Source organism: Rhodanobacter sp. FW102-FHT14D06 (assembly GCF_043950705.1).
Lineage (GTDB): Bacteria > Pseudomonadota > Gammaproteobacteria > Xanthomonadales > Rhodanobacteraceae > Rhodanobacter.
Map to the genome: position 1 here is coordinate 316,613 of NZ_CP170722.1, position 15,317 is coordinate 331,929.

Below are 15,317 nucleotides of genomic sequence, written 5' to 3' on the forward strand. Positions count from 1 at the left end.
CGGTCATCGCATGCTCGCCAGCTGGTCGGGGGTTGGCGCAGTGATCGGGCCGCCCTGCTCCGGCTCTCCGCCGACGCGCAGAGTTCCGTTCGGCTTGAACGGCTCGACCTTCGGCGCAGCTGCGGGCGGAGCGATACGCAGGATCACCGGCTGGCCTTTGTTGTCGCGCACCGGCGCGTTGCCGTCGCTGACGGCATACGTGCCCTCGCCCAGCCGATCGAGGTCGTAGCCGTCCAGATCCTGCTCGGCGAAACCGGGCGTGTTGGTGCGCACCGCCTGCCACTGCTTGTCGGCGGCATCCTTGAAGGCGTTGAAATCCATGCCGTAGGGTGGGATCACGGCCTTGCCGTTCCAGTCGCCCACGTTGCCGATCACCGCGCGCGCAGCCTTGTCGGCGAGCTGCGGGTCCAGGATGCCGTCGTTCTTGCCCGCCTGCGACGCCAATCCGGCATACATGGCGCGGAACGCCTGATAGGCCTGCGCCTCGTCCTCGCCGTGACCGCGGTAGGCATCGCCCACCACGTCGGCCCACTGCGCGCGCAAGCCGCTGGTGGCGCTGTCGCTTGGCATGGCGAACTTGGCCGCGCCGGCGCTTTCCTTGTCGGCCGCGGTGGGGTTCAGCAACGCATCGCCACGAAGCATGGTCTGCGCGATATCGGCGGCGTCCATGCTGACGGGCGACTTCCACCACAGCGAGCCGACCGTGCCCACCTCGGCCGCGCGCCCGTTTCCCATGATCCGGCCGGCGATGGCCACGGTCGGCGACTTGTCCTTGATCGCATTGATGACCTGAGCGTACTCGGCCGCCGGCAGCTGCTGCGCCAGCGCGCCCAGCGCCTTCGCCTTGTTGCCGGCGTCGAAGGCGTTGAAGGACGCGCCAAGCGCCTTGGCCTCGTCGGTGCTGAGCAGCTTGTAGGGCGTGCCCAGGCTGTCGCGCAGCGCGCGGGAGGGACCGATGCGGGCAGCGATGGAGCCGGCCAGCTTGTCGGGGCCGTCCAGGTCCAGCGGCTGGAAGTCGCCCACGCCAGCCTGCCGCGCCCACGCCACCGGATCGGCCTGCCGCGCCTTGAGGGTCTGCTGCATGGCCGATTGCAGGGCGGTGAAGTCCTGCTGCTTGACGGCGAAGTTCTCGCCCGGCGCCGGCGCGCGTGCGGCGAGCAGGTCGTGCATCTGCTGCGGGTCGAGCGTGGCCACTGTCTGCAGGTCGTGCCCGAGTTGCTGGTCGGCCTGATAGGCTCCGAAGCGCTGCATGCCCTCGCGATCGCCGTAGGCGCGGGTGTAGTCGGCCAGGGTCAGCGGCTGGGCCACGCCCTGCCCGGCACGAAAGGCGGCGGTGTCGTCGCGCTCGCGCTGCTCGATACTGCCGCGCATGCTGACCTGCCCGCGGTTCACCTCGGCCCGGGCGCGGTTGTACAGATCGACCACGCTGCCAGTGTCGAGCGCGTCGATCGTCGGGTTGCCGGACTTGCCGAGCTGGCCGATCGGTGCTGCGCCTTCGCCGGTGCCGGGCACGATCAGGCCGCTGCCGTTGGCGGTCACGGCCGGGTGCGACTCCGGCAGCTTGGCCGTGCCCAGCGCCGCCGACACGCCGGCCTGAACCTGTTCTGGCTTGTACGGGTTGGCGCCGTTCTCGTGTGCGATCACCGCGTTCGTGAAGGCGGTCAACGTGGCCGGGTCTTGCAGGTTCACGTTGGCAGTCGGGCTGACGCCCATCGCCTGCGACACGGCATCAATGTAGGCCTGCGTCTTGGCTTCGCCGTTCTCGCTGGCCGGCGCCCACTGGCCGATCAGGGCCGCCACCGATTGCGCACCGTTGGCCTGCAGGTGTTGGGCGTTGAGCGCCAGCGCGCGGATACCCGCCTCCGGCGTGGTGAACGACTCGTAGCGCGGATCGGCCGAGGCGGTCTTGCCCTCCCACTGCACGTCCGACTGCTGCAGGTTGCCCGGGTTGTTGTTGCGGATGCCGCGCGGGGCGTTCGGGTCGCCGGCGTAGGACTGGCCGGCGGCACTGTAGCGGCCCAACCCCAGACGCGCGGAGAAGTCTTGCAGCGCCGCCTCGGGGTTCTGCACGATGTAGGCCTCGACGTTGGCCTTGTTGGCCGACTCGAAACCGGCCTGCACCGACTTGGTGAACTTCTCGATCTTGAACGACGTCAGGTCGGCGGCCTCGCCATGCGCCTGCCCGTACTGCTTGATGGTGGCGATGCCGTCGTTCAGGGCGAGGTTGGCGCCGTCCATGTCGCCGGCGGCGGCCTTGCTGGTGGCCGCAGACAACGCGCTGCCGACCGCGCCCTCGAACGCGCCCTGCTGATAGCGGTCATTCTCGCCCAGCGCGTAGCGGTTGGTCTTGTCCTGCACCTGCAACCGGTGGTCGGCGTAGAGCTGGTCGAACTGCGCCACCTGCCGCGGGTTGGTCAGGTTGGCCCGGTACTGGGTGGCGAAGTCGTCGAACTGTTTCAGCGCCGCGCCGGGAGCCTTGAGCGCGTCTGCCCCCTGGAAGCTGTGCACGCCCTGCGGATTGTTCGGGTCGAACAGGTCCACTTCCTGCTGCGCCAGCGCCACGCGCGCGGCGTTGGCCTGCGCGGCGTCGGCCTTTTCCTGCTCGCGCTGCTGGATCGCGAAGAAGCGGTCAGCCGCACCGGACAGCGCCTCGCTCACGCCGCCATTCAACCCCTCGGCGGTGACGCGCGGGCTGCCACCGCCGGGCATGCCGAAGCTCTGCGGGGCAACGCTGCCTTCGCTGACACGCGGGACGATGACGGCCATCAGTTCCACCTCGTGCCGGACCAGAAACTGCTGTCCATCGTTGTCCCCTTTCCGCTACCACTGCCCAGCAGCGTGCCACCGCCACCACCACCACCGCCGCCATAGGCATATCCGGCCGCCTGCGAGGCGCCCTGCAGGAACTGGCCGAACTGCTGCGATCGACCCGCCCAACCCGCGTAGGCCTTGCGACCTTGAGCCTCCAGCGACTGCACCTGGAACCCATAGGCCTTCATCGACGCATTGATGCGCGCCTGCCGCTGATCCTGCTCGGAGAACATCGCGGTGTCGCCGAGGATGTCCGCCGCGCTGCCGGTGCTGAAATCGACGTTGTTGGCGGCGAAGGCGGCCAGCTGTTGCCCGCGTTGCAGGTTGCCGCGGATGCGCGCCTGGTCGGCGGCATAGCTGCCCTCGGCATTGGCGTTGATCGCCGCCTGGTCGGCCAGCTTCTTGTCCTGCTTGGCCACGTCCTGCTGGTAGTGCTGGGCCTGATTCGTCGTGTACATGCTGTAGGCCGTGCCCACAGCGGCGACGATGTACGGGATCGCGGCTACATAGCACACAGGAGGAACCTCGCGTAGGGAGCGTGCACGTGGAAGTCGGCCCCCAGCCATGCCAGCCAGCGCATGCACAGGGTGTTGTCGGTCAGCAGTACGTTGGAGAGCGCGCGGTAGCGGGTCAGCAGCTCGCGCACCACCGGCTTGGATGCCCGTGCGAAGGCACGCCAGTCGCGCTGCAGACGGTCGGTGCCAAGCAGCCAGGCCGCGCCAATGCCGCCGCCGATCAGCGTGTCCTGCGTGACGCCGAACAGGGCCACCGGCTCGCCGTCGAACAAGGCGGTCCAGTGCGGACCCGGACAGGCCACGCTCTGCTCAAGCGCGGCCAACGGTTCCACGCCGCCGATTTCGCGGCATTCGCGCACGTCGACCGCGCGCATGCGCTCGGCGATGTAGGGCAGGTGCCAGGCCTCCACCGGCACGATCGCGACCTCAACCACCGGCCACACTCACGTCGGCGATCAGGCCGAGGATGGTCAGCGGCAGCGGATCGTCCTGGCGCACGAACACGCGACCTTTGGTGTCCCAATCAGCGTCGATGTACGCCTCGATCAGGTCGTTCTGCAGCGAGTTGGGGTTGTAGTAGCCGTCCGAGACGCGCCGCGACTTGGCCTCGCGCAGGTGGTCGGCATCCTTGCCGATCTTGGCGCCGCGCGACTGCGTGACGATCAGCGACACCTTGGTGATCGCCTTGCGCCGGTCGCGCACGCTTTCCTGCCCCAGCGCGTTCACCTCCAGCGTCTCGAAGTCCGCCTGAATCGGCAGGCCGATGTGCACCACGGCCGCCGGCGCGTCCAGCGTGATCTGCCCGCTCGTCACCGTCTGGCGCGGCTTCACGTTGCCATCGGCCAGACAGGCCACGCTCTGGCCTTCGAGGTGGTCCAGCCCGGAGAACGTCAGCGGGCAGAAATCCCACGCCGTGAGCGCGGTATTGCGCAACGCGGTGTCGATCAACCCCACGGGACGCACGGTGACCACGGTGGCGCTGGTGTAGGCGGTGATCTTGACCGGCTTCATCACCGTTTGCGGCGAGCCGTTGGCGTCCACCGTGTCGGCGTAGAGCTTCACCCAGTTGCCGAGATTGCTGGCCGCGAAGATGGCTGTGCTGCAGGTGAGCGTCAGATCCTCGTCGCCCATCCATGTGATGCCGCCGGTCAGCGTCATGGTGGCGCCCGGCGCCAGGGCGGTGCTGCGCCCGTCATAGGACAGGCCGGCGTCAACGAAGAACCCGTCGCGCTGGTCGGCGAAGAATCGCGTTTCCAGCCGCTCGACGTAGCGCACGGTGGTGCCGTTGATGACGCGCCGCACAATCAGGTAGACCGCATCCTCCGTCCCTTCGGAGACCGAGCACACCGATTCGACGAACCCGTTGATGGTGTCGCAGTGGAACCAGCCCATCACTTGCTGCTCGCGCATGTAGGCCAGGCCGAGCAGCACGCCGTCATCGCGCACCGCCCAGACCACCGAGAACGGGGTTTGCTGATAGGCCCAGTCGACGATGGTGTGTCCCTGCACCAGGTGCGAGGCAAACACCGTCAGGTCGTTGCCCGTGTAGCTGTCCACCGCGAACTGGTAGCCGATGTCTCGCACGTAGGCGCCGCGGCCCTGCACGAACAGGCCGCTGTCGCCCACCACCAGCCCGGGAAGGCTGGACGCGCCGTAGTTGGATTGCGGCGAGAAGCTGACCGTCGAGGGCGTGATGACGTTGTTCGAGCCACCGGCGATCTTCCACTCCGCGCCCGTGGTGAGCATCACCAGGTCTTTCAGCGGCAACAGGTCGGTGATCGCGTTGACCTGCTTGGCCGAGAGCGTGGCGGTGATCGCGTCGTCATCGGCGGTCGGCACGCTCTTGCCGAAGCTGGAGTAGTTGCTGATCTTGCTCGTCCACGCCGTCTGTGGACGATCATCGGTGCCAGCGAACCAGAGCCGGCCGGCGAAGTATTCGACCTCGCCCGGATACCCGGTGTGGGGTCCCCATGCGCCAAGCGCCCACACGGCGGTCGCGTTGATGCCGCCCTGCGCGTACTGCTTGACGGAGATCGCCGCACCGTTCGCCGGCGGCTGATAGAAGGTGATGGTGTGCGCGGTCGCGTCGACCGTCCAGCCTTGATCTGCCATGGTCAGCGCTTCGCCACCGAGGTGTTGTGGGTGCTGATGTACCGCCCGGGTTCACCGCCGGCAGCGTAGTTGCGGTCACCGGCGTAGATCTTCGCCACCAGCTGCTCGCCGGCATCCTCCACGCGCACGATGCGCTCCCAGTGGAAGGCGAGGTCATCGCCAGCGACCGGCAGCGACAAACCTTCGATCGCATCGCCGTAGACATAGCCGCGCTCGCGCGTCTCGCATCGGGTGCACTTGGAAATGACCACCCAGGCGCCGCTCTCGCTTTCCAGGCGCCAGCAGGGCTGCAGGCTCAACATGGCGATGCGCGCGGTGTGCCATGCCACCGTGAGCGCAGCGTGATCCACGCAAGCGATCGCCTGCCCGTCGCAGTCCTGCGCCAGCATGCCGCCCGGAAGGTGGCTCATCGCCGCCACGCACGCCTCGACCGGGCCTTTCGGGTACGGCTGCGCGTTGGGGTCGGCGACCACTTCGGTGCCGCCCACGGTCACGACGTAGCGATCCGTCGACACCGCCGTATTGCCGGCGATCGTGAAGGTTGTCGTGGTGCCGTCGCCGGTGAGCGACCACGTCAACTCGGGCGAGCCTGCACCACCAAGCACGCCGGACGGCAACTGCTTGGTGACGACGCCGGTCATCTGCGAATCGGACACATACGCCGACAGCTTGACGATGCCGTATCCCGAATCGAGGTATTCCCACAACACGCCGACGGAATAATTGGCGGTGCCGTCGCTGCGCACGTCACCCGGGCCGTCCCACTGCGCTCCCTGATCGTGCTGGGGCGCGTTGCCACCGGCCAGCACGTAGGTGCCGCCGGTGCTGAGCTGGGCCGCCCGGTAGGTTTTGCCGGCGTTGCGGCGAATGGTCCCCACCGTGATGCCCTTCTCGCCCGAGGTCCACGGCTTCATGAGCGAGAGATTGCTGTCTTCGAGGTAGACCAGCATGCCGACCATGTCCGCGCTGAACACGCCGGCGGTGTTCGAGCTCACGGTCACGTTGCCACTGGACATGGACGCGGCCAGCTTGATCGCCAGGTTCGGGTTGACCGGTTGGAACGGACCCTCGTAGACCACGTATTCGCCCACGCTGAACGATGACGCGCTCAGGCGCTTCAAGGTCTGCGGCGGGTATTTGCGGTGCACCAACTGCATCACGTCGGCCGACTGCGTGAGGCGCACGCCCCAGATGTCGTCTTCGGTATACGGCGTGGTGACCGCCACCGGCGCGCCGCCACCGTCGACCACCTGCGCACCGTTGGCGTAGAAACGCGCGTACAGATGGCCCAGCTCGATCACATAGCTCTGCTGGCTGCTGAACTGGAACGGGATCAGCCGGCTCTTCTTGCTGCCGCTGTCCTTGGTGGCCTTGAGGAAGCGCGTGCCGGGCCGGTTGTAGCAGCCGCCATAGGCCGACACGATCATGTTGCGGCAGGTTTTCAGGCTGTTCGCGTAGCGCGCCAGGTCGGTGCGCGCGTACAGGCTCGGGCTGATCTCTCCGCCCGTGAAGGAGGGCTGTACCAGCTTCATGCGCGCGCCTGGATGGCGACCGAATCCGGCCGCGGGTCGTCGGCGGACTCGTTGAGCGTCTGCGCCTTGGCGCGCACCAGCGCGGCCAGGTACTGCTGCTTCGCGTTGGCCGCTACCTGCGGGCCGGTCGGCGCACCGAGGAATGGCGCGGCAATCTCCTGCGCGATGCGCCACGACAACGCATCGCTGAATCCGGGGTCGAACTGGTTGGGGTCGGTGATCTTGGCCGTGTAGAACAGATAGGCCAGCGGGAGGTCGGTGACGATGATGCGCCGGCGTGCGGTCGCGTTGGCGGCCTCGCTCATCACCTGGAACGGCACGGCCGGACGCGCCAGCGTGAAGCTGTAGCAATCCCAGTCGCGCAGCACATTGGCCGATAGATTGCGCACGCCCGAGCTGTCCGCCAATTGGCGCGCGGCGTGGCAATCGAGCGGGTACGCGTATTTGTAGGTCCAGCCCGGCGGCGGGTCGCCATCGACCAGCGCCAGCGCCACCACGCTGCTGGCGAAGTTCCACGGGAAATCGCGCAGCACCATGTCCACGCACGCGGCGTACCAGAGGCGATAAAAGTCGCCCGCCTTGCTCTGCTCGGCCGGGTCACCGATGAAGTCGGAGACACCGATGCGCGAGAGCGCGTGGTTGTAGATCTGGATGGCGGATGCCATGGTCTACCCTCGAAAAAGAGAGGGGCTCCACAAGGAGCCCCTCGAACGACCGCTGCTGGGGGTTACTTCTTGGCGTCTTCCGCCGGCTTCTTGTTCTCGATCAACCGCAGGTGCTTGCCGGGCTTGACGCCCTTCGGCAGCCTGACCACGGAGCCCGCGTGCTGCAGCGAGCCGTTGATGAACGACGTCTGCGTGACGCAGTACTGCTCGTCACTGGCTTCCACCGCCTTCTCGCGGGGCGCCGCCTTGCTCGGTCCATTGCTCATCGGTCAGCCCTCCCTCAGGCGTTGCCGGCGATCGGCTGGCGATCGGCGTAGGCGCGGTACAGCTGGGCATCCTTCGTGAGGAAGACATTGATCTTGCCAGCCGTCATCGGGCCGGTGGCGACCGTGTACTGGATGCCCAAGTACTGCTCGTAGTTGCCCGGCGGCAGATGCATGGCTGCCGTGTACCCGGCCACCAGCGAGGCCACCGGGATGGCCGCCAGCGGCGTGGCGTGCGTGGTGGCGGAGGTGGCCAGGTTGGCGGTGGAGTCGGACACCAGCGCCGCCGTCAGCGTGGCCGCACCAGCGGCGGTGAAGGCGGTGTCCACCGAGAGCACCAGATACACCGGCTCGCCGGTGCCGATGTCGCGGGTGACGTTGTCGGTGACGGGGCCCAAGTCGACCACGTTGGTCGAGATGGCGGTCGCGGTGACCGCCTGGGCGTCGGAGAACTCAAGGTTCGCGTCGAGAATCATGGTTTGGTTCCTCTGCAATCAGGATGGGATGAGCAGCGAGCCGGCGGACCGGCTCACCGCATGAGGCGTCAGACCACGCGCGCCTCGGAGTTGAGCAGCGCGTCGGTGCGGCGGCACGGCACCTCGGACGCCATCAGCACCCGCTTGCCGAACAGTTCCTCGACCGAAAGGGTCGAGTTCTTCACGGCGTTCACCTGCTGCTGGCGCAGGATCGAGCGGATGGTGCGGTTCATGTAGAACGCCGGGCGCACGCCGTTGAGCGAGTGAATCCGCTCCAGCGCCTGGGTCATCAGGTTGATCAGCTTGGCGCCGGTGGCGGCGTCGGCGGTCAGGTCGGACACATCGATGTTCGCGATGCGCACGACGTAGCGCCAGTCACGCAGGGCCAGGCCGCACTTCCACTGGTAGTGGTCGCGGTACGCGCGGTACGGATTGCCGTTGCTGTCCAGCACCGTATCGAGACCCAGGTCCTCGTGGAACAGGCCGGCACGCGAGGCCTTCGGGTAGATGCCGTGCACGGTCTTGGGACCCCAGCCGATCAGCCAGATCGAGGTGTTGTCCGTGCCGGTGCCGCCGGCGTCGATCACGTTGTCCTTGTTCTCGGCGCCGCCGGAGGTGGTCGGCACGTCGTCGAAGCGCGGGGCCATGCCCAGGAACGACTCGGGCGCGGTCACGCTGTTGCCGTAGAAGATGGTGCTGGCCATCTTCTGATTGATCGACTCGATGAAAGCCGAGGACTCGGTCAGGCGGAAATCGGACTCCAGGCCGTTGAGCTCGGCCAGATCCTTGTCCACGTCGGACCACGCTTCGAGCATCGCGCAGGCCTCGTCGATCTGCGCGACGGTGCTCTTGGAGCGCGGCACGCCCTGGTTGAGCTTGCGCCAGGCGGCATCGGGCAGGCCGGTGCGCACGGTGACGCGGTGACCGGTGGGCAGGTTGCCCTCCAGCCACGGCATGTCGTCGAGAATTTCGTTGTCCTGCGAGAGCATTTCCGCGACCTGCGCGGCCTTGCCATCGGGATCGATGCGCTTGGCGACATCGAGCAGGGTATAGCTGTTGGTACCAAGGGTTGCCATGGGTCGTTACCTCTGGATTTGGGATGACGGGTGGTCGAACAACACGGATGCGGCGGACTTCTGCGAGCCGCCAGCGGAGGGCGCCTGCACGAACGTGTCGTCCGAGATCGCAGTGCCGATGCGGTGGAACAGCCGGACGATCTCGGGGTGATTCCCGAGGCCGGTCTGGTCCATGAGGGTTTTCAGCTCCGCGGTGGCGAAGCGGTCGCGGGCCTTGAGGGCGACAGCGAGGGAGGCGTCGAACTTGTCGCCGCCGATCTCCTTGTCGGCCTTGGTGTCCTCGGCCCACTGCGCGACCTGCTGCTGGTGCGCTTCGGTTTGCTTGGCCTGGATCTTCTGGGCCAGCTGCGCGCCGAGCGGGATCAGCTTGTTGGCCTGGTCGTTGGTCAGGTTCAGCTCGCGGGCCACGCCCTCGAAGGCCGTGGTGGTTTCCGGTTCGAGCTCGAAACCGTCGGGGGCGGCCAGCTCGTACTTCTCCGGGGCACCTTGGGCGGCTTCGGTGGTGTCGGTCTTGCCGGCGTCATCCTTGCCTTGCTCGGTGGCCGCGGCCGTCGTGGTCGCATCGGCGGTGGTTGCAGTGGTGGTCTCGCTGGTCGCCGTGGTGGCGGCAGCGGCTTGGGTCGTTGCATCGACGACGGCGGCCGTATCCGTGGGGGTGGCGGCGGCGGTGGCTTGCTCGGACATGGGGAACCTCGGGCATGAAAAAGCCGCCCGGAGGCGGCTGGTGGTAAGGTGGCGGCCATGAAGACCGCTACCGGGAAAGTTCGTCGAACCTCACTGGCCGACAGGTTTTGTGACCTGCTGGATTCGCGTTCGACGTGGGTTGCGCTCATGGTGGCCGCGGCGGTGTGGTCTGCCGTAGGCCATCACTGGTTCTGGTTATGCGTGTGGTCGGTCCACGCGTGGGCGTTCTGGCCTCGACGCCTCGACCGTTAATCGTTCTCGTCCGCCTCCTCGGCGGGAATCAATTCGTCGTGCAGTGGCTCGGCCATCAGCTCGGCGAAGCGCGCTGGTGCGGCCAGGTGAAACTCGCCGAACATCGTCGTGCCGATCGAGCGCTGGCCCTCGCGGAAGAACGTCTCGCTGTTGCCGGTGAACGTGGTCTGGAACACGTGCGTCAAGCCGAGGTAGCGGCGCAGGTAGCGACGAAACGCCGGAAGGTCCAGCAGTTCGCGGATGTCGGCATGCTCGGCCTTTTCGATGCGCTCGGCGCGAAGCTTCTCTGCTTCGATCTGTGCCGGTGACTTGCGACCGCTCATCGAACCACCGCCAGCCGCGTGCGATGCTGCGGCCACAACCGCGCGACAATCTCGTGCTCAGGCATGCCCTCGGCCAGCCACACGCCGGCCAGCACCGCCAGCCCGCAGTCGTTGCCGTACCGCCGCGCCAGATCAACCAGCCGCCGCATCGCGCGCGACCGGTCAAGGTCAGCCGGCGATACCGTCACGCCCAGCTCGCGCGCCACATCGTGAATCTCGGCGATCATCCGCCGGCCCCGGCGTTGACCGCGGCACCGGCTGCGCCCAGCAGCGAACCCGGCGACGCCACCGCGCCGCCCGCATCCTTCGCCGCCTTGGCGTACTGCGCGATCGCCGGGGCCATGGCCGCCATCTGCTGCGCCTGCTGCGCCTGCTGCTTGGCCTCGCGCAACTGCGCCACCTGGTCGTCGCTGCGCACGATCGCCGGCGGCACGCCGATGTCGTTGGCGAACTCGTCCACGGTCTGGTCAAAGTCCACCTTGTCGACCACGCTGGCATCCATCGCCGCAATCCCGCCCACGAACTGCAGGAACTGGCCGATGCTCCCGGTCATCAGGAACTTCTGCGCCTGCGCGAGGATGGAGATGTACTGGATGTTCAGCGCCTGCCCCTGCAGCTCCGGCGGCGGCGGCGGAATCAATCCTGCTTCCAGCATGACCTGGAACGTCATCTCGATCGTCGGATCGAGCAACTCGTTGTTCAGGCGCTGCAGCACCGGCCCCAACATCAGCAGGCGTTCCTGGTCGATCTTGCCGACCTCGTAGGCCGTTTTACGCGGGTCGTCGGCCTGCCCGCTGATCAGCAGGAACAGGCTGGCGTAATAGGTGTCGCGCACGCGCTGGATGATGTCCTGCTTGTCCATCAACGCGCCCTGGTAGTCGGGCTGCACCTGATAGATCGGGGCCGCGCCTACCCTGCCCTCGTCGGCGCTGACGAATGTCACCTGTCCCGGCAGCCGGCCGACACCGCGGTTCTGCAGCGACGGATGCGCGGTCAGCGGCGGGTCGATGTGCTTGTCCACCGCCAGCGCGAACTGCTTCTCGCGCACCTGCAGCATCTTGGCGTCGCCCAACGCGTCCATGCCGGGGCTCGATCCGTAGATGTCCTCGCCCAGCACGTCCCAGCGCGGAGCCATGAAGCGCTTGCTGTCGAAGCCCGACTCGCGCAGGAACTTGTCCTCGTTGCAGCCGATCTCCCAATAGCAGCTCGACCAGGCCTTGTTCTTGCCGTCCATCTTGCCCGGCTCGCGGTCAGCATTCGGACAGACCATGTGCGCGACCTGCACGGTCTGCTCGTATCGGCACATGTTGTAGGCCTCGCGCACGCGGTCGGAACACTGTTCCGGCCCGAACTTCTCCACCACCTGCCGCACGGTCATCTGCAACTCGCGGTAGAGCGTGTCGACCTCGCGCCGGTGGTCGGTGGCGAGCCAGTAGCTGCCCACCGTCAGCGGGTAGAAGCGGATCACGTCGCGATCGTCCGGCTCGCACCAGATCGGCGCGGTGCCGTAGTCGCCCAGCTCGCGGTAGGCGGTTGGCAGGGCGTTGTACAGGTTCGAGCGTGCCAGCGTGTCGCGCATGCGCGATTCGACGATCCACAGCCACTGCTTGACCGCGGCCACTTCCATCAGGCCAGGGTCGGCGGTCAGCAGCCGGAACCACGGCTTGGCCGGGTTGGTCAGGCCCGAGGACAGGCCAGCGGCCAGCGCCTTGCTCGCCTGCGTCGGCGCGCTGTTGATGATGCGCTGGTGCTTCTTGCCGCCGCGGTTGGTCTCGGCCAGGCAGAAGCGGCCTGAGCGCGGCGAGATGAAGGTCTGGATTTCGCGCCAGTGCGGCTCCCAGTTTTCGCGGTCCTGCTTGAGCGCGGCGGCGCGCTTCTTGTAGCGCTGCAGCTTCGTTTCCATCGGCGCGCGCGCGGGCTGCAGTTGGGCCATGGGATCAGTTCCCGATCAGGGTCTTGCTGGCGGTCGTCGGCGCCTGCGGGGCACCGCTGCCGCCGGTCAGGATGGTCGACTGCTGCCCGGCATAGGCCTGCAGCCGGCGCTTCTCCGCCGCGGCGCTCATCTGCGCCTGGTCGTCGATGGCCTGCGAGGGCTGGATCACCGGCGTGATGGCAGCAGTCTTGGGTGCGCGAGGAGATCCACCAAGGCACATGATTCAGCCCTCCAATCGGGCGTAGGGGTCATAGGCGGCAGTGCCGCCCGCCGGGTCATAGCTGCCCGCCACGGCCGCCTCCAGCCCCGCAAAGCGAGGCCTGGGCGACACCGGGTAGGCGAAAGTCAGGGCCAGCGCGTCGGCAAGGTCGGGCGAGCGGCCTAACCGCTTCTTGATCTGCTCCTTCGGCTCGATCAGGAACTGGTCGCCCTTGAAGCTGTAGGTCGGCGTGGTCAGCTCGGCGATCAGGTTCGGCTCGTTCGGCAGCGCGCCGCCGGCCTTGACCCACTCCGCCATCGCAAACCACATCTCGGCGCGCTTGTTCGCGTAGCGCTTGTCGCCCGCCTTCGCCGCGAAGTGCACGCCGATAGGCGCTCGGCCCAGCAGGTAGAGGTTGTCGATCCAGCCGCCACCGAAGCCGCCGGTGTTGTCGATGAACACCGCATCGGCGCCCCACTCCCGTTCCTTGTGGGCGACGAATCCGGCGCCGTCCGTCGTGCGCACGTTGCGCATCACCTTGGGCGCGAAGGCGGCGATGCCTTGCCGCGGGAACATCACACTTGCGTCGTCGCCCTCGCGCGCCACGTCCACGCCCAGGACCTTGGCCGCGAAGTCGTAGTCGCTCTCGCGGTGGTGGCGCTCCATCGCCGCGGTCACGTCCTCGATGCCCAGCAGCGAGCGGAAGCCGCCCGGCGGGAACAGACCGAGAATCGTGGCCATCACCCACGGGTTGTCGCGCCCGTAGGTGGCGATCATCTCCCGCGCGTGGTCGATGCTGACGCGTGGCGTGCGCTTGGCGTCGTCCGGGTCGGCGGTGATCGTGATGACCACGCGCCCGGCAGTCCGGTTGACGCAGGTGTCGTACAGCAGTCCGTCGATGCTGGTCGGGTTGCCCGCCTGGATGATCGCCGCGTCCTGCGGCAGGCCGGTGAAGATCTGCTGCGCCGCCTTGCCCACGGCCACCGGCATGTCGCCGGTCTCGTCCAGCAGCACGAACGGGAATTGGCTGTGCAGGCCCGACAGCGCGCGGCCGATGGCCTCGGCGTTTGCGTCCTTGGCGAAGGACCGCGCCGAGAGGAACCACGTCTCCGGATGGTCGAAGGCGTAGATCTTCTCCTTCGTCCAGTTGAACGCGGCCTGCAGGAACGGCGAGCGGGTCTGCCACTTCGCCAGCTCCGACCACAAGTTGTCCTTGAGGTTGTCGCCGGTGATCGACAGCGCCGCGCCCTTCGGGTGTTCACCCGTGGCCGCGAAGCACGCCAGCCGATGCCAGCCCGCCCAGGCCAGCGTCGCCGACTTGCCCGGGCCGGTACAGGCTTTCAGCGCCAGCTCGCGCTTCGGATTCATCTCGCCGCCGAGCGCGGTCAGCGCATCATGCTGCCACGCGTCCGGCTCCACGCCGAAGTTGTCGCGCACGAAGCTGACCGGATCAGCGCGCCATTGCCTGATCCGGTCGTGAGCTGCCAGCCGGTTCACTCCGGCCTCTCACCACCGGCAACGATGGCCTCCAGCGACAGCGTTCCCGTGTGATCGAGTTGTTGTGTCGGCTTGCCCCATCCGCGATCAAGCAACGCCGTAGCCGCCGCGGCGCGTGCGGTGTGGTTCGCCTTCTTGTCACGCATGATCTCGGCCAGCGTCTCGATCGCCTCGACGGTGTAGACGCGGGCCAGGTTGCGCGCCGGGCCGGACGTCTTCGGCCGACCGCCTGGGTTTCCTGACTGGCCCTTGACGAACTTCGCCATCACACATCACTCCGCCGCGGGAGCCTGTCACGCGGCGTCGTCACCTCGTACCGCGCCTGGTCGCGCTTGTCCGCCCGCAGCTCGACGATCAGCCATACGATCGCGGATGCAATGGCAATCACCATCGCGATGCACAGCAGCTTGAAGGTCATGGCTTGCGCTCGGCGTTCAACAGGGCCTGCAACGCCGTCACTTGTGCACCGAGCTGGCGCTCGCGGGCATCGGCTTGCTCGCCGGCTCGAACAGCAGCGACTGCAGCTTCGACGCGGTCCGCAAGGGCTTGGGTGGCGGCTGCATCACGCTCGCGGGAAGCGGCGGAAGCTCCGGGCACGTCACCGCTACGGGTTGCGGGGCAGTTGTTGCGCAGCTGCACAGCGCCAGCAGCAACGGCAGCAGGAAGGGTGTCAGCGATCGACGGGTAGTCATGGGTCGTGGCCTGCAGGTAGCTCGATGCGATGACGGCGAAGTCGGTGGCTTGCTGGTGCTCCTTGACGCGCGCTGCCGCGTCAGCCTTGGCGGCGACCGTGGCCTGCGCCTTGCTGGCGGCATCCCATCGCGCCTGCACCTTGGCCGCGCCGATGCCGCGCTCGTGCGCACCGAACCAGGCGATGGCGCCGGCCATGGCGATCAGCAGCACGCCGGCCGCGATCAGCTTGACCTGCAGTCCCGTGAACATCAGCGGGTCACCGCGCAGGCGATGGCGACGAAGGCCA

At 67.5% G+C, this 15,317-nt stretch carries 18 protein-coding genes; all 18 read right to left on the reverse strand.

What is annotated here, in order from left to right:
- Positions 1–3 precede the first annotated feature (3 nt).
- Positions 4–2,766 carry a hypothetical protein gene (locus ACFCQI_RS01570; protein WP_395119629.1) on the reverse strand — a complete coding sequence of 921 codons (2,763 nt, stop codon included), beginning with the start codon at positions 2,764–2,766 and terminating at the stop codon, positions 4–6.
- On the reverse strand, positions 2,766–3,326 hold the full coding sequence (locus ACFCQI_RS01575; protein ID WP_395119630.1) for a hypothetical protein: 561 nt from the start codon (positions 3,324–3,326) through the stop codon (positions 2,766–2,768). The genes ACFCQI_RS01570 and ACFCQI_RS01575 overlap by 1 nt, the downstream gene beginning before the upstream one ends.
- Positions 3,314–3,760: a hypothetical protein gene (locus ACFCQI_RS01580; protein WP_395119631.1), complete on the reverse strand. Its 447-nt coding sequence runs from the start codon at positions 3,758–3,760 to the stop codon at positions 3,314–3,316. The genes ACFCQI_RS01575 and ACFCQI_RS01580 overlap by 13 nt, the downstream gene beginning before the upstream one ends.
- Positions 3,753–5,438 carry a hypothetical protein gene (locus ACFCQI_RS01585; RefSeq protein ID WP_395119632.1) on the reverse strand — a complete coding sequence of 562 codons (1,686 nt, stop codon included), beginning with the start codon at positions 5,436–5,438 and terminating at the stop codon, positions 3,753–3,755. Before ACFCQI_RS01585 ends, ACFCQI_RS01580 begins: the two co-directional genes overlap by 8 nt.
- 2 nt (positions 5,439–5,440) lie before the next feature.
- Positions 5,441–6,970, reverse strand: a complete 1,530-nt coding sequence (locus ACFCQI_RS01590; protein ID WP_395119633.1) for a hypothetical protein — start codon at positions 6,968–6,970, stop codon at positions 5,441–5,443.
- Positions 6,967–7,635, reverse strand: a complete 669-nt coding sequence (locus ACFCQI_RS01595; RefSeq protein ID WP_395119635.1) for a hypothetical protein — start codon at positions 7,633–7,635, stop codon at positions 6,967–6,969. Before ACFCQI_RS01595 ends, ACFCQI_RS01590 begins: the two co-directional genes overlap by 4 nt.
- 62 nt (positions 7,636–7,697) lie before the next feature.
- Positions 7,698–7,901 carry a hypothetical protein gene (locus tag ACFCQI_RS01600; protein ID WP_395119636.1) on the reverse strand — a complete coding sequence of 68 codons (204 nt, stop codon included), beginning with the start codon at positions 7,899–7,901 and terminating at the stop codon, positions 7,698–7,700.
- Positions 7,902–7,915: 14 nt separating this feature from the next.
- Entirely contained in the window at positions 7,916–8,374 is a 459-nt protein-coding gene (locus tag ACFCQI_RS01605) for a Bbp16 family capsid cement protein (RefSeq protein ID WP_395119637.1), read from the reverse strand.
- A gap of 68 nt (positions 8,375–8,442) precedes the next feature.
- Complete coding sequence (locus ACFCQI_RS01610) at positions 8,443–9,450, reverse strand: major capsid protein (RefSeq protein ID WP_395119638.1); 1,008 nt, start codon at positions 9,448–9,450, stop codon at positions 8,443–8,445.
- Positions 9,451–9,456: 6 nt separating this feature from the next.
- On the reverse strand, positions 9,457–10,134 hold the full coding sequence (locus ACFCQI_RS01615; RefSeq protein ID WP_395119639.1) for a hypothetical protein: 678 nt from the start codon (positions 10,132–10,134) through the stop codon (positions 9,457–9,459).
- A gap of 248 nt (positions 10,135–10,382) precedes the next feature.
- Entirely contained in the window at positions 10,383–10,709 is a 327-nt protein-coding gene (locus ACFCQI_RS01620) for a hypothetical protein (RefSeq protein WP_395119640.1), read from the reverse strand.
- Complete coding sequence (locus ACFCQI_RS01625; RefSeq protein WP_395119641.1) at positions 10,706–10,936, reverse strand: hypothetical protein; 231 nt, start codon at positions 10,934–10,936, stop codon at positions 10,706–10,708. The genes ACFCQI_RS01620 and ACFCQI_RS01625 overlap by 4 nt, the downstream gene beginning before the upstream one ends.
- Positions 10,933–12,642: a portal protein gene (locus ACFCQI_RS01630; RefSeq protein WP_395119642.1), complete on the reverse strand. Its 1,710-nt coding sequence runs from the start codon at positions 12,640–12,642 to the stop codon at positions 10,933–10,935. The genes ACFCQI_RS01625 and ACFCQI_RS01630 overlap by 4 nt, the downstream gene beginning before the upstream one ends.
- Before the next feature lie 4 nt (positions 12,643–12,646).
- A complete protein-coding gene (locus tag ACFCQI_RS01635) occupies positions 12,647–12,862 on the reverse strand; it encodes a hypothetical protein (RefSeq protein WP_395119643.1) in 216 nt (71 codons plus the stop codon).
- A gap of 3 nt (positions 12,863–12,865) precedes the next feature.
- A complete protein-coding gene (locus ACFCQI_RS01640; protein ID WP_395119644.1) occupies positions 12,866–14,338 on the reverse strand; it encodes a hypothetical protein in 1,473 nt (490 codons plus the stop codon).
- Positions 14,335–14,604, reverse strand: coding sequence for a DUF5681 domain-containing protein (locus ACFCQI_RS01645; protein WP_395119645.1), 270 nt, complete (start codon positions 14,602–14,604; stop codon positions 14,335–14,337). The genes ACFCQI_RS01640 and ACFCQI_RS01645 overlap by 4 nt, the downstream gene beginning before the upstream one ends.
- The gene (locus tag ACFCQI_RS01650) at positions 14,604–14,756 is read right to left on the reverse strand and encodes a hypothetical protein (protein WP_395119646.1); all 153 of its coding nucleotides are present in this window, start codon (positions 14,754–14,756) and stop codon (positions 14,604–14,606) included. Before ACFCQI_RS01650 ends, ACFCQI_RS01645 begins: the two co-directional genes overlap by 1 nt.
- Positions 14,753–15,241 carry a hypothetical protein gene (locus ACFCQI_RS01655; RefSeq protein ID WP_395119647.1) on the reverse strand — a complete coding sequence of 163 codons (489 nt, stop codon included), beginning with the start codon at positions 15,239–15,241 and terminating at the stop codon, positions 14,753–14,755. Before ACFCQI_RS01655 ends, ACFCQI_RS01650 begins: the two co-directional genes overlap by 4 nt.
- Positions 15,242–15,317: the final 76 nt, after the last annotated feature.

Bases quoted from the DNA above. Each gene is read 5' to 3' on its own strand.
- ACFCQI_RS01570 (WP_395119629.1), bottom strand. From the start codon at position 2,766: ATGGCCGTCATCGTCCCGCGTGTCAGCGAAGGCAGCGTTGCCCCGCAG.
- ACFCQI_RS01585 (WP_395119632.1), bottom strand. From the start codon at position 5,438: ATGGCAGATCAAGGCTGGACGGTCGACGCGACCGCGCACACCATCACC.
- ACFCQI_RS01590 (WP_395119633.1), bottom strand. From the start codon at position 6,970: ATGAAGCTGGTACAGCCCTCCTTCACGGGCGGAGAGATCAGCCCGAGC.
- ACFCQI_RS01595 (WP_395119635.1), bottom strand. From the start codon at position 7,635: ATGGCATCCGCCATCCAGATCTACAACCACGCGCTCTCGCGCATCGGT.
- ACFCQI_RS01600 (WP_395119636.1), bottom strand. From the start codon at position 7,901: ATGAGCAATGGACCGAGCAAGGCGGCGCCCCGCGAGAAGGCGGTGGAA.
- ACFCQI_RS01605 (WP_395119637.1), bottom strand. From the start codon at position 8,374: ATGATTCTCGACGCGAACCTTGAGTTCTCCGACGCCCAGGCGGTCACC.
- ACFCQI_RS01610 (WP_395119638.1), bottom strand. From the start codon at position 9,450: ATGGCAACCCTTGGTACCAACAGCTATACCCTGCTCGATGTCGCCAAG.
- ACFCQI_RS01615 (WP_395119639.1), bottom strand. From the start codon at position 10,134: ATGTCCGAGCAAGCCACCGCCGCCGCCACCCCCACGGATACGGCCGCC.
- ACFCQI_RS01620 (WP_395119640.1), bottom strand. From the start codon at position 10,709: ATGAGCGGTCGCAAGTCACCGGCACAGATCGAAGCAGAGAAGCTTCGC.
- ACFCQI_RS01625 (WP_395119641.1), bottom strand. From the start codon at position 10,936: ATGATCGCCGAGATTCACGATGTGGCGCGCGAGCTGGGCGTGACGGTA.
- ACFCQI_RS01630 (WP_395119642.1), bottom strand. From the start codon at position 12,642: ATGGCCCAACTGCAGCCCGCGCGCGCGCCGATGGAAACGAAGCTGCAG.
- ACFCQI_RS01635 (WP_395119643.1), bottom strand. From the start codon at position 12,862: ATGTGCCTTGGTGGATCTCCTCGCGCACCCAAGACTGCTGCCATCACG.
- ACFCQI_RS01645 (WP_395119645.1), bottom strand. From the start codon at position 14,604: ATGGCGAAGTTCGTCAAGGGCCAGTCAGGAAACCCAGGCGGTCGGCCG.
- ACFCQI_RS01650 (WP_395119646.1), bottom strand. From the start codon at position 14,756: ATGACCTTCAAGCTGCTGTGCATCGCGATGGTGATTGCCATTGCATCC.